Raw genomic sequence first — 13,482 nt, forward strand, 5'->3', positions numbered from 1 at the left:
AGTTATTATGTGAGTGCCACCAATAAATATGGCTGCGGGGCCACAAGTAATACGGTAAAAATAAGTTTTCTGCCACAACTGTTTGCCAATATCAAAAAAGCAAAAGATAGTTTATATGTAATAACCAACCGTCCAATAAAAACATATATTTGGTATAAAGACACCATATTATATAATACCACTTCATGGCTCTACCACCCACCTACTGGCAGGTATACCGTTACGGTAACTGATGCGGATGGTTGTATGGCAAACAGTGGTTCATTGTTGCATACAGGAGTAAATACTATTATTGAAAACAATTTGCATATATATCCAAACCCCGTGCGGGATATGCTGTATATAGAGGGGTTGTGGTTGGTTGGTGATAACACAAACCATGGGCAGAAGACAAACATTGCCCTATATGATATGCATGGCAAGAAAGTATACGCCGCGGCGGATGCGGTTACGAATGGAGAGAATAATTATAAGATAAATGTATCGAGTTTTCCAAAAGGAATATATATAATACTTGTAGGAGATGTGATGCAAAAAATTGTGATTGAATAACCACTCGACACTTAGCTGCACCAATAACACACCCCTTCCTCGCTTAACCAAAACACACTCCCCGCAATAAGCGGGGCAAGCACGAGGGAAAATCCTTCATCCTAACATTTTTATTATAACAAAAAAGGACTGATTTGCAAGTTGTACTTCCCGCCGCGGCGAACCTACTTCCTACTTCCTACTTCCTACTTCCCACCGCGGCGGCTTTACTACTTTATACTTCTACCTAGTTCCATCCCGGATCCAGAGGAGCATCAGCAATAATCGAATACTTATCGCCCATACTTTTTAAAACGGTACGCCACAAAGCATCGGCAGGTGTATTAAATAAATATTGAAAATTTGCAGGAGCTGTTATCCATGATTTGCTTTCGGTTTCTTTTTCTAATTGTCCGGGTGTCCAACCTGAGTATCCTATAAAAAATCTAAAATCTTTTTCTGTTACTTTTCCTTCACGAAATAATTGTAGCATCTGTTCGTGGTCGCCACCCCAAAATATGCCTTGCATAATCTCGGTACTGCCTTCAATTAAATGACCTACCGTATGTATATAATGTAATGTATTAGTCTCGCACGGCCCTCCTTTGAACAATCCTGGATTGCAATTCGGGAAATCCTCCATGGCATCACGCATGCTTAGGTTAATGGGCTGGTTTAATACAAACCCAATGGTTCCGCGTTCGTTGTGCTCTACCAACAGTATTACACTGCGAATAAAATTAATGTCCATCATGAACGGTTCGCTCAATAAAAGGACTCCTCTGTTTGGCATCGGTTTCATATTGCAAAATTGTTTTACTTTTCTTGTATATATAACGTAAATAAACGCTTTTTATTACATAATGGTTTGCAAGTGACAAATATTTTTCTAAACACTCTTAATTTTCTGAAGTGAGTTTGATAAAGATATCACTCATGGCTGGCATCTTCTCGCTAAATGACACCACTTCTACATGCTGCATCACTTGTTTCAAAAGTTCATTTCTACCCATGGGGCTTGGGTGTTTCAATATACATATATGACTGCCGTTCTCTATACGGTCATCTACAATCTCTGTGTTTTGCGGGGTTTGCAAATTGTCGCCATTATAAACCAATTCATAAGTATTGGTACGAAACTGTTCTTTCACTTGTTGTAATTCTGCCTCTAATATTTTTTTAGATTTATTAATAAATATAATATAGTCACACATTTCTTCCACCGATTCCATGCGGTGTGTGGAGAATATAATAGAAGCTCCTTTGGCTTTAAGAGCAAGTATTTCGTCTTTAATTAGTTTTGCATTATTGGGATCGAAACCTGTAAAGGGTTCATCCAATATTATTAAAGTAGGTTCATGAATAACGGTACTAATAAATTGTACTTTTTGTTGCATTCCCTTTGAAAGTTCTTCCACCTTTTTCTTCCACCAAGTGCCAATATCGAACTTATCAACCCATACCTTACAACGTGTAATAGCGTCTGCTCTGCTCAATCCCTTAAGCTGGGCTAGGTATAATAATTGTTCGCCCACTTCCATCTTCTTATACAATCCACGCTCTTCGGGCAAATAACCAATGCCTTCTATATGTTTGGGTTTGAGTGGTTGTCCTTCAAATAATACCAAACCACTATCGGCACGAGTAATTTGGGTAATGATGCGGATAAGCGAGGTTTTGCCTGCTCCATTAGGTCCAAGCAAACCTGTAATTTTTCCTTTGGGCATTTTCAAACTCACTTTGTCCAATGCCAAATGAGAGGCATATTGCTTACTCACATCTTGGGTTTCTATAATACTTATTTCCATTTTTATACTACTGAAATTACACTATCGGGAATGTCGCCCTCGTCTTTAAATTTAACCATCAACCGTGCCAAGGTTGCAACATCTTTTTCGCAATAAGCTTTAATTCGATTCAAATCGCCCTCATTATAATATATACCACTTACCATACTTCCGTCTATATCATCTTTGGGTGTTGGGATATCAAAAGCTGCGGCCAATAATTCTAAGGAAGTGTACGCTTTAAAGTCGCCAAATTTCCACAACTCCATCGTATCTAAATGGTTCAACTCCCAAGGCTTTTTGCCAGCAGTGTCTAATACAATGGGTAGCTTTACTTGGTTAATTACCATACGGCGTGACAAATAAGGAAAATCGAATTCTTTGCCATTATGGGCCAACAATAATTGCATCGGCGATTTCACAAATTTATCTAGGGCATCCGACACATCATTCAAAAGTTTCTTCTCGTCATGTCCACAATAAGATTTTATTTTAAGCTGATACGACTTACCCCAACGGCTGAACAGTCCCAACGAAACACATATAACTTTACCAAATTCGGCGTAGATTCCAGCACTATTATAGCTTTCGTGTGGTAACTGATTGGGGTATTTGAGGGCAGATTTCTTGTCCCATAGTTTTTTCCAATGTTCGGGCAACTCTTGGTAATTGCGATATTGAGGCACAGTCTCAACATCCAAAGCCATCACATTTCCGAGGTCTAAATTTTCGAGCATACTAATTTTGTTTTTAAAGTTTCAAACCTAATGCATATTGTATTGCTGTGCAACTTTGTGAAAAAATAATTATATCGGTGCATGGTTGCATGTCTTCACCAACCTTCAAAGCAATGTTTTATGAAATAGAAAAAAATTGTCGCATTCAAAAACTCAAAATTGCAAATAATTATCTGCCATTATTTCCTATTATGGACTAAGGTGATTAATTTGCAAGCGTTTTCAAAAAACAATTATATAACAATAAACAAAATTATGCAAAAGTACAAAAAATTTATTCCTTGGGTAATCCTCGGTATTCTCATCATTTGGTGTGTGAGCGTTTACAATGGCTTTGTAAGTAAAGATGTAGTATTAGGCGAAAAGTGGGGAAAGGTACAAAGTGCTTATCAATTGCGTGCTGACAAAATTAAACAGTTAGTAAGTGTAGTAAAGGGATCTGCTAAGTTTGAGAAAGAAACATTATTGGGTGTGGTAGAAGCACGTGCAGGAATGGCCCGCCAAGCAACCTTCGACCCAACTAAAGGAACCGCTGAAGACTTTAAAAAATATGAAAGCATACAAAGAGACTTGATGTCGAACCCTAAAACAGGTTTCAATATTGTTGTCGAGCAATATCCGCAGCTTCGCACTACCGATCAATACAAAGCTTTGATGTATGAAATAAGTGAAACTGAAAATATGATTAAAACAGAGCGTGATCAATTTACGATTGCTGTAAAAGAATACAATACTGCTACACGTCGTTTCCCTGGTAATTTATTTGCAAGTATATTTGGCTTTAGCCAAAAAGAATTTTTTGCAGCCGATACTGGTACCGACAAAGCCCCTATTGAGAGTCTGAAAGAACTTGAAAAATAATTAAGGTGGCATTCTTAAACCCAGAACAAGAACAGCAAATTGAAAAAGCTATAGGTTTGGCCGAAAACCAAACCTCTGGCGAAATTCGTTTGCACACAGAACAGTTCTGCGACCTAGATGATACCTTGCAACGTGCATTGGAAGTGTTCTACGATTTGGAAATGGATAAAACCCAACAACAAAACGGAATACTTATATATATAGCTTACGAGGACAAAAAAATGGCCATAGTAGGCGATGAAGGTATCAATAATGTAGTTCCTAAAAATTACTGGGATATTATTATACAAGAAATGAAGTCCGATTTTGCTGCAGGTAATTTTGAAGAAGGAATCTGCAAAGCCGTGCATGAAGTAGGCGAAAAATTAAAACAATACTTCCCTTGGAACAGTGATGACAAAAACGAACTTTCTGACAAAATATCCAACCATTGAAATTTATATTTAAATATCTAAGACTATTAGTATTTGTTGGGATTTGCTTGCCATTATTTTCAAGTGCTCAAGCTCAAATTCCACCTAAATCAAATAGGTTGGTAAACGATTATGCAGGTGTATTAACTTCATCTCAAATTGTAGCACTCGAAAATGAAGCTGTAGCATTTGATAATAAAACATCCACACAAATTGCGATAGTAACTATCAAATCACTGGAAGGAAGAGATATAGCGGGTTACAGCCAGGAACTTGCTGAAACTTGGGGCATAGGGCAACAAGGCAAAGACAATGGTATATTGATTTTAATAGCCGTTATAGACCACAAAACACGAATACATACAGGTCGCGGAATTACAGGCTATGCATCTGCTTCAAGATTGGGAGTTGAGCTAGAGGAAAAAGAAATGAATCCCCATTTCAAAAAAGGTGATTTTTATACAGGGCTTTCCAATGGACTCACCCAACTGGAAAAATTATTGGATGGGAAATATGAGGCAGTTCCCAAATCGAAAAGAAGCAAGCACTGGACTTCCTTTTTGGGAATGGCCATTATTATCATAATCATTATCATATCATCTATTCGTCGCAATCGTAAAGGTGGCGGGGGAAGTAGCGGGTTAGGTGCAGGAGGATTATTCTTCTTAGGTGGTAGCGGTGGTTGGGGCGGTGGAAGCAGTGGAGGAGGTGGTGGTTTCGGCGGCTTTGGAGGCGGAAGTTTCGGCGGAGGCGGTGCTAGTAGTAGTTGGTAATAACCAATTACGGCATATATGTATTCAGAACATAATTCGGAATTTGATGCTCATGCTATACACCACCGCATGATGCAATAGGGTAGGATTATAATATGAAATATTCGAGCGGAGACATTTTTATTTACAAAGGTCGCCGCGGCGGGGCAGCAGAGCAGCAGCAAGGAAAATTTCACAAAATAGCATATTGCCAATCAGCAGAAATCAAATCCGATAAGCGAAGTCGATGCTGTCGTTCCGACCGTGGTTTTTGCAAGATGCTTAACCGAATTCGCCACGGCGAAACTTGGGTAAATAAAAAAGCTTTTTGCTTCGTTTTTGGCTTCAAAAATGAAGCCCCGATAGTTATCGGAGTTCGCGGCGACCGAGGAGTGGAAAAAAGTATCGCTAAAATATATAATACAAGCATGTCTTGAGTACATGTATCCCTCAATTACGAATTACGAATCTTCAATTATGAATTATCTTCACATATTATACCGACACTCAATATATAATAGTCCAAAAAAGGGGGACTAATCCCCCCGCATCCCGATAATTATCGGGATTAAGCGGGGCTTTCGGGATGTAGTTCGGCATTACCTTTCTAAAAACTAAGCCGCCACAGGCGGAGAACTATTATAGTTTAAGAACTGGTATTAAGCACCATGTAACCCTGAGCGGCCCGCCGCGGCAGGGAAGGGTGGCTTAGTTACAAGACGAAAGTATAAAGTATATATAATACGACTTCCCATTTCTAAAAGTAAAGAATAAATAAATATTATTATTTTGTTCCCCTTACTTCCTACTTCCCTTCGCCGCGGCGAACCTACTTCCTACTTCCTTCGCCGCGGCGAACCCACTTCCTACCTTATTCTATTCGCATCCAACCACCTCTGATACCTCCTCGCATTTGCATTATGTTGTGAAAGTGTCTCTGCAAAATTGTGATACCCCAGCCTGGTTTCACTGGCACAATAAAATATAAAATCATTATTATCGGCATTCAACACGGCGTCTATGGCTTCTATGGTTGGGTTGCAGATGGGGCCCGGTGGAAGACCTCTGTGTGTATAGGTATTATAGGGGGATGAAGCCGATGCGTCTTTATGTTTATTATATATACGTTTGAGGGTAAAATCATTTAAAGCAAATTTGATAGTTGGGTCCATTTCCAAATTCATTTTCTTATGCAATCGGTTAAACACCACACCTGCAATAATAGGCATATCGGATTGTTTGTTCGTTTCTTTTATAACCAAAGATGCGATAGTAATTGCATCGCTTCTAGTAACACCTAATGCTTTTAATTTGCTTTCGCGTTCGCTATTCCAAAACCTATCATACTCATGCACCAATCGACCTATAACGCTGTCGGGCTTAGTATCCCAATTGATGAAATAGGTGTTTGGAATAAATATTTCAAACATATTTTTGGGCAAAATATTATACAATTTTAGCTTATTGCCCTTATATAACTCATTTGCTAAATCCTGGCTATCGGTTTCCAAATTGGCAACTATGTTTTTTATAATATCCCCTACCCTATTGTGCGATTGTATAATAATTTTTACGGGTTCTTGCTTGCCTGAACGAAGTAACTGTATCAATTCTTTATTGCCCATCCCGTCAGCCAAAGTATAGCGACCTGGCTTAATGAGTTTATCATATTTCATGGCTTCCGCTATCCATTTAAAACTCCATGAATCTTGTAAAATTGGAGATAAGTCATCTAGCACCATATTATAGGTACTTCCTGATTTAATATATATAAACTGTTTGTCTTTAGCTAATTTTAAATTAGGTTTGTATAACACAAACCAATACAAGAAACCCACCGCGGCAGCAATCACTACTATAATCGAACAAATGATAATAATGAGTTTTTTGGTACTCCGCTTTGTCTTCTTTTTAGCCATTGATTTTATTATTCGCTACAAATATAATTATTTTATTACAACCCCACACTCCATTGTTTATTATTTGGTTGAAGTTTCCTCAATCGAAGTATATACTTTTTCAAATTCACTGTATCATTTTTCTTCTCAGAAATATTCGCCAAATTAATCAATGCTTGTATATGATTTGGGTCGTAGTATATACATTTGTGCAAACAGGTTTCTGCTAAAGAAATATTATTTTCTTTCCCTGCTACCATCGCCATGTTATACCAAGTAACAGGCATCGCAGGATTTATCAATAATAGTTTTTCTAAAATATCTTTACCCCTTGCGGTATTACCTGTAGCAATATATACAATGCCTAGTTTTTGTTGAAACTCCAAATTTTTGGCCGCAAACCTTACCGCATTTTCAAGCCATGAAACAGCGGAATTCATATCACCTTTTTCCAAAAATGCTATGCCTAATCTATAATTTGTCCAAGCATCTGCACTTATTATCTTGTTAATTTGCATATAATTAATTAGCTCTGCATATTTTTGAGAAATATACAATTCTCGTATCTTAAGTTCAGGATTTTCCTTGCCCATTTTCTTAATATAGTATGCGGCACTATCAAGTGTGTGGTTCTTATTATTGTCCTTCTCGTAAGAGTTAAGATACGCCACTGCAGCAGCAATATCAGCCACTTCACGGTTATTCACACAACGTAATCCTTTAAAAGTGTTGGTGGTGTTTGAAGTCGTATTCCCTACTTTTTTTCTTATATAATGATCCGTAACTGACACATGTGGAATATCACTACTTCCATTCTTGGGCATATGGCATTGCACACAATTATCTTGGACTTTGTTTCGTATAAGTATATTTTCCGTACAAGTATTTTTAACTGCATTACTGTGGCAATTTTTGCATGCGGTATTATATTGTTCTTTTCCAGTTTGCCTTGTACTTACATGGGGATTATGACAAGTAATACATGTTAATTTCAAATTATTATTATCATTCAAATCAGGATTGCTTTTCAAAAAACAGGGGCTCATTTGTAACCTTACCGCATGGCTCGCCATATAAAATCTATTCTCATCATCCGCATATCTGGGCAGGAAAACATCCATCACGTCACTCAGTTTCATACCCGGCCTAAAGCTTTGCCAGTCCTTGCCTTGCTTCAATACAGTATTACCTTGCAAATGGCATCGTTGACATACATCAATCTGCAATTGCCAAGGTAATTTTCTCGGGTTTACAATGCTATAATCTATATTGTTTTTGGTATCAACCAATATACCTTTCTGCTTATCGCTCACATGCAAACTTCCGGGTCCATGACAACGTTCGCAACCTATACCCAAAGGTATATTTGTAAATTGATTTTCGGAGCCCTGCACATAATCGGGCAAGGAATTATGGCAACTCATACACTCGTGGCCTATAATGCGTGAGAATCGGCTATTCGCTCCATTCTCAAAGCCCGGCGGCAAATCCCACTTTCCCTCTTGTGTATAGAAAGTTAGTGGTGCTTGGTATAAATATCCATTACTTTCTATTATATGTGAATTGGTATGATGCCCCGAACCTATGATATACTTTATTTTTTGATCACGCTTATGGATGGTATCTTTTCCTTGCAGTTTAAATTCCAATATATATAATTCATTCCCCACAAAATGTGGAGCATAATACAAATCCAAAAACTTATCATATAGTACTTCGTGACCCGTAAATTTGCCTGCACTTTTTTGTGGCGTAGCCAATCCAAACGATTGCCCCATGCCTGTTTGCATAAAAGTTTCATATTTATCGGCATGACAGCCTTTGCAGGCTTCACTACCTAAATATTTTGCAGAATCGGAATGATTGCGATATAAAAATTTTTCTTTTGCAGGTTCACTTTGGTCACCACACGACCAAAAAATAAGCATAAAAGCTACCAGTAAAAATAATGCGAGGGCTATATTTTTTGCCTGAGCCAAAACAGGATTTATTATATATATTATTTATTACCAAACTTGGCCTGCCAATCTAGCATACCACCTAATAAATTCCGCACATTGGTAAAACCATTTTTCATCATAAAGTCACGGGCTGCGGCACTACGGCCACCAGCTTTGCAATGAACAATCACTTCTTCATCTTTCCAATCGCCCAAGTCATCAATTACGGATTGTATAGTACCCAGCGGAACCAACTTCGCACCTATATTAAATTCTTCGTATTCATAAGATTCACGCACATCTATAATGTTGAGTTTTTCACCACTATCCATGCGTTGCTTTAATTCTTCTGAGGTAATATCCATAGGGGCTATTTTTATTTTTACCCCGCCGCGGCGGGATTATTTTTTATTTTTCAAGTAGGCAGTTTGCTCACAACCCACAACTCACAACTTACTTTTCACTTTCTCCTCCTCCTTTACTTCTACTTTCACTTCCGTTTTTTCTTCTGATTCGATTACAGGAATTTCGGGTTCCATATCGGCAAGTAAATCCAATAATTGTATTAATTTACTTTGCATTTCTGAACGGTTGATTATCATATCTAGAAAACCATGCTCCAATAAAAATTCAGAACTTTGGAAACCCTTCGGTAAATCTTTTCCTATTGCTTCTTTTATAATTCGTGGTCCTGCAAATCCTATCAGGGCTTCTGGCTCTGCTATATTAAAATCGCCAAGCATGGCAAATGATGCAGTAACACCGCCCGTTGTGGGATCAGTTAAGTATGATATATAAGGAACTCCTGCTTTGGCAAGTAACGCAAGCTTTGCAGAAGTCTTCGCCATTTGCATCAGCGAAAAAGCAGCCTCCATCATCCTTGCTCCACCCGATTTGCTAATAACCATCACGGGTATTTTATGCTCACGTCCATAGTCAATAGCCCTAGCAATTTTTTCTCCCATCACCGAGCCCATGGACCCGCCGATGAAAATAAAATCCATGCAAGCCACTACCAATTTATGCCGACCGATATCACCCACAGCTACACGCAATGCATCGTTCAAGCCCGTTTTACTAATGGTGTCCTTCAGCCTACTTTCGTAACTCTTAGTATCATTAAATTTGAGGGGGTCAGTTGGTAATATATTCGAGAACAACTCCGTGAAATTCTCACCGAACAATACCTCAAAATATTCTGCTGAACCAATCTTTGTATGGTAGTTACAATTAGGACAAACCCATTTATTATTGATATGGTCTACTACGTCCATCACTTTTTTACAGCGAGAACACTTATGCCACAAGCCCTCGGGCGTGGATTTTTTATCTTTGGTAGAAGTGGTAATTCCTTCTTTAACGCGTTTAAACCAACTCATTTTTTATCATTGATTTTTAATGGTGGGCAAAAGTCGGTTTTTTCAGCCAAACTTGTGCTTTTATAATATAAGTATGTAATTTACAAAGGGTTAATTTATCACCCAAACTCTATCATCACCTGATTCTTTTCTACTTTATCTTTTTCACTGATATAAATCTTCTTAATCAGCCCATCCACAGGCGATTTGATGATATTTTCCATTTTCATGGCTTCTAATAACAATAGGCTATCACCTTTGGCAATTTGCTGTCCCTCTTGGGCTAAAAGTTTCAACACCATGCCAGGCATTGGTGCTTTTACCTGTCCTTGCTTTTTACCCGCTTTGGTATCCATGCCCATGCTTGCCAAAAGCTCATCGTATCTATCTTGCAGTTTAACAGTTGTTTTTTTACCATTCACTTTCACCACCAACTCTTTGGTATCCTCATCGGTGCTCACAATCTCCACTTTATAGTTCCGACCTCTCAAATTATAATAGTAATTGTCTCCTTCTTTCGATAGCAGTTCCAGCGGCACCAATTGCCCGTTTACTCTTAGCTCATCAGCCTTTCGCTCTGTATTATATTCCTTGTCTCCTATTTTGGCTTTCATGCGGCAAATATAAATCAATTTACGTCCCGATACCTATCGGGATGCGAATTGCGATTTTTTTAATCTAAATTTTCATTGTCAATGAGCCATTTATCATTTACCTTTTACCATTAATCATTAAAGCTTATCCCCTCTTTCAAAAGCCTTGGAAGCTTCTGCTGCAAACCAATTCTTCCTCTACTTTTATAATAATTCAAAATAGTACTAGGCTTTATTGGAATTATCATAGGACATGCCAACACTCCATCATTATATAAATCACGATAACACATATTGAGTTTGCATAACTCACCATTTATATATGCTGATAAATTTTCTGGGAGGGTTTGTTCATCTGTTTCTATCATCCAAACATGATGTGACTTACTATTATCCTTTAATGGAGCTGGACTCACAATATAATCAAACATTGGAATTTTATAGTATTCGCAAGCACTCTTAATCACAGTATCTGTTTCTGAAGTTAGCAAATGTTCCCCAAAAACTGATAATGTTTCAGACTTCCGTCCTATTATAATAACGCGAATAGGGTTAAGTGAAACTACACTTATCAAATCACCAATACAATACCTAAACAAACCGCTGCATGTGGTAATCACAAGTTCTCCCATATCACCCACCGCGGTTTTTGTAATTGGATTTGTCCTACCATTTTCATATAATAATTCAAAGTATATTCCATCATTTACATACAATCGAATTCCCGTTTCACTTTTACGATCTTGCCAACCCAAAAAACCTTCGGAAGTAGGATAAGTTTCTACAAAATCTAATGTATTATCAAATACAGTTTGCAAATAATTTAAATAAGGTTTCGGACTCGTCCCGCTCAAATTTAAAACAGGATTTGCAGCTATAATAGTTTGCAATTGTTCAACATTGAGTGAAGAAAAGAAATCACGCATCCAAGCAGGCATTGCTACAATAAATCCCGGTGGCGATTCTGCAATTTCATTGTATATACTTTGAATCCTGTCTTTGAATAATGGAATTTTACGCGTAACAGTCGAAGGTCTTGAAAAATACTTTGACCAACTTGGCATTTGACAAGCAAGGATAGCAGAAATCGGAGCTGATTTTATATCTCCAAATTGACTAAATATAGGAGCATCCCCAAAACTAAGCGGTGGTGACTTTAATATGCGTTTCGCACCATATAAATTAATCACACTTGCCACAGCATTCCTTCTGCCACTAAGTTGATTTCTCAACAACTCTTTACTTATAGGTATATATTTTTTATTGCCAGCACTGCCCGATGTTTCTGCCATAAACAAAGGCTTTCCCTGCCAAATTTGGTGCGGATTTCCATCTTTTATATTTTCAATATATGTTATATAATCTTGATATGTGGTAAGTGGAAAATCTTCCATCTCGTTCACACCAATATTTGCTTTTATTCCTAAATCTCTACCCATTTCGCAAGTAGAAATTTTCTTGATTATATAATATAATACTTTGTTTTGAGATAAAGCTATCTCTTCGTTTGTATTTGGAATATTTTCCAACCCTCTTAGTACCTTTTGCGAAATAAAGGGTGAAGCGAAACGAAACAACACATCTCTAATCATAATCAATATCTATATTTATCGCAAATGTATGCAAAATTCTCTACTGTATGAGATTGGCTACCTCCCACCAAAACCGTTAGTTTGTAATACTCTTAATTCATAAATTGATTGATCTGCTTATTTTAAATCAATTGATTACCTTTGCTTTTTAAAACTAGGCAAAGAATTTATCAGATATTTTTACCCATGAAAAACAAATCAATTGTATTTATCATAATATTCCTCTTCATCTCTCATTTATCCTCAGCCGTTAAAGTAAAAAAACGTTTCTATTTCTCCTGGGGTTATAACCACGAGTGGTATGCAAAAAATAATATCAATATATCACAACCCTCCTTGCAAAACAATTATAGTTTTCTCAATGTGAAAGGGATTGACAAACCCGGCTGGAATGAGGGAATCTTTAAGCAAGATTTAACTATACCGCAGTATAATTACCGACTAGGTTACAATATAAATACAAAGTGGAGCGGCGAACTAAATTTCGACCATACCAAGTATCAAGTCTCTGAACAAATACTACATGTGAGTGGCGTATACCAAGGCAGAGCGATCGATTCTACTTTTAACCGAACAAATAGCAACCTCACCTATCAGTTGAACAATGGGGCAAATTTTTTCCTATTCAATGCTGTCCGAAAATTTGATGTGTTGCATACTACCTCTTCAAAAATAAATATAAAATTTTTGGCAAAAGGAGGCATTGGTTTTATGTACCCGCATGTAGAAAATACTATTATGGGCCAAAATAATAAACCTCATTTTCAGTTTGGTGGTTTTGATGCTGGCTTAGAAGCTTGCGTGCAAGTGAATTTATTCAGAATATTTTATATAGAATACAGCAATAAAGTAATATATGCCATGTACAGAAACTTGAGAATATATGATGGTACGGCAAGTCAGAACTTAGCTTGTTACCAAATGATATTATCCTTGGGGGTAAGGTTTTAAATATTTTACTCGGTATAGTGCACTAAAACAAAAATAGTCATTATCAATTTCTGGTTATAAAAAAAATCG

Annotated in this window: 15 protein-coding genes; 6 read left to right on the forward strand and 9 right to left on the reverse strand. The window is 37.4% G+C overall.

What is annotated here, in order from left to right; all coding sequences use genetic code 11:
* Nucleotides 1-552 (forward strand): T9SS type A sorting domain-containing protein (locus SGJ10_12160; protein ID MDZ4758875.1); only part of this gene is annotated, 552 nt, incomplete at its 5' end.
* 226 nt (nt 553-778) lie between these two features.
* On the opposite strand, the gene SGJ10_12165 is transcribed toward SGJ10_12160, so the two are convergent.
* The 3 genes from SGJ10_12165 to SGJ10_12175 all read right to left on the reverse strand — a co-directional run bounded on the left by SGJ10_12165 (nt 779) and on the right by SGJ10_12175 (nt 3,055).
* Nucleotides 779-1,333 carry a YqgE/AlgH family protein gene (locus tag SGJ10_12165; protein ID MDZ4758876.1) on the reverse strand — a complete coding sequence of 185 codons (555 nt, stop codon included), beginning with the start codon at nt 1,331-1,333 and terminating at the stop codon, nt 779-781.
* Nucleotides 1,334-1,430: 97 nt separating this feature from the next.
* Entirely contained in the window at nt 1,431-2,339 is a 909-nt protein-coding gene (locus SGJ10_12170) for an ATP-binding cassette domain-containing protein (protein MDZ4758877.1), read from the reverse strand.
* A gap of 2 nt (nt 2,340-2,341) precedes the next feature.
* On the reverse strand, nt 2,342-3,055 hold the full coding sequence (locus SGJ10_12175) for a ribonuclease H-like domain-containing protein (GenBank protein MDZ4758878.1): 714 nt from the start codon (nt 3,053-3,055) through the stop codon (nt 2,342-2,344).
* A 255-nt stretch (nt 3,056-3,310) separates the two neighbouring features.
* Between SGJ10_12175 and SGJ10_12180 the strand changes: the two genes are divergently transcribed.
* The 4 genes from SGJ10_12180 (at nt 3,311) to SGJ10_12195 (ending at nt 5,518) form a co-directional block, all read left to right on the forward strand.
* Nucleotides 3,311-3,916: a LemA family protein gene (locus tag SGJ10_12180; protein ID MDZ4758879.1), complete on the forward strand. Its 606-nt coding sequence runs from the start codon at nt 3,311-3,313 to the stop codon at nt 3,914-3,916.
* Between the two features lie 5 nt (nt 3,917-3,921).
* Nucleotides 3,922-4,350, forward strand: a complete 429-nt coding sequence (locus SGJ10_12185) for a TPM domain-containing protein (protein MDZ4758880.1) — start codon at nt 3,922-3,924, stop codon at nt 4,348-4,350.
* Between the two features lie 47 nt (nt 4,351-4,397).
* Nucleotides 4,398-5,102 carry a TPM domain-containing protein gene (locus SGJ10_12190; GenBank protein MDZ4758881.1) on the forward strand — a complete coding sequence of 235 codons (705 nt, stop codon included), beginning with the start codon at nt 4,398-4,400 and terminating at the stop codon, nt 5,100-5,102.
* Nucleotides 5,103-5,197: 95 nt separating this feature from the next.
* A complete protein-coding gene (locus SGJ10_12195) occupies nt 5,198-5,518 on the forward strand; it encodes a hypothetical protein (protein ID MDZ4758882.1) in 321 nt (106 codons plus the stop codon).
* A gap of 429 nt (nt 5,519-5,947) precedes the next feature.
* On the opposite strand, the gene mltG is transcribed toward SGJ10_12195, so the two are convergent.
* The 6 genes from mltG to SGJ10_12225 form a co-directional block, all read right to left on the reverse strand.
* Nucleotides 5,948-7,000 (reverse strand): endolytic transglycosylase MltG, encoded by a 1,053-nt coding sequence (mltG, locus tag SGJ10_12200; GenBank protein MDZ4758883.1) that lies wholly within the window; start codon nt 6,998-7,000, stop codon nt 5,948-5,950.
* 35 nt (nt 7,001-7,035) lie between these two features.
* Nucleotides 7,036-8,958 carry a multiheme c-type cytochrome gene (locus SGJ10_12205; protein MDZ4758884.1) on the reverse strand — a complete coding sequence of 641 codons (1,923 nt, stop codon included), beginning with the start codon at nt 8,956-8,958 and terminating at the stop codon, nt 7,036-7,038.
* A 20-nt stretch (nt 8,959-8,978) separates the two neighbouring features.
* Complete coding sequence (locus SGJ10_12210; protein ID MDZ4758885.1) at nt 8,979-9,284, reverse strand: rhodanese-like domain-containing protein; 306 nt, start codon at nt 9,282-9,284, stop codon at nt 8,979-8,981.
* Between the two features lie 81 nt (nt 9,285-9,365).
* A complete protein-coding gene (gene accD, locus SGJ10_12215) occupies nt 9,366-10,298 on the reverse strand; it encodes an acetyl-CoA carboxylase, carboxyltransferase subunit beta (protein MDZ4758886.1) in 933 nt (310 codons plus the stop codon).
* A 98-nt stretch (nt 10,299-10,396) separates the two neighbouring features.
* Nucleotides 10,397-10,891 carry a biotin/lipoyl-containing protein gene (locus SGJ10_12220; GenBank protein ID MDZ4758887.1) on the reverse strand — a complete coding sequence of 165 codons (495 nt, stop codon included), beginning with the start codon at nt 10,889-10,891 and terminating at the stop codon, nt 10,397-10,399.
* A 110-nt stretch (nt 10,892-11,001) separates the two neighbouring features.
* Complete coding sequence (locus tag SGJ10_12225; GenBank protein ID MDZ4758888.1) at nt 11,002-12,462, reverse strand: GH3 auxin-responsive promoter family protein; 1,461 nt, start codon at nt 12,460-12,462, stop codon at nt 11,002-11,004.
* A 186-nt stretch (nt 12,463-12,648) separates the two neighbouring features.
* Here SGJ10_12225 and SGJ10_12230 point away from each other — a divergent pair, with 186 nt between their 5' ends.
* Entirely contained in the window at nt 12,649-13,413 is a 765-nt protein-coding gene (locus tag SGJ10_12230) for a hypothetical protein (protein ID MDZ4758889.1), read from the forward strand.
* The last annotated feature ends 69 nt before the right edge of the window (nt 13,414-13,482 follow it).

The organism is Bacteroidota bacterium (assembly GCA_034439655.1).
Classification (GTDB): Bacteria; Bacteroidota; Bacteroidia; order UKL13-3; family UKL13-3; genus CANJUD01.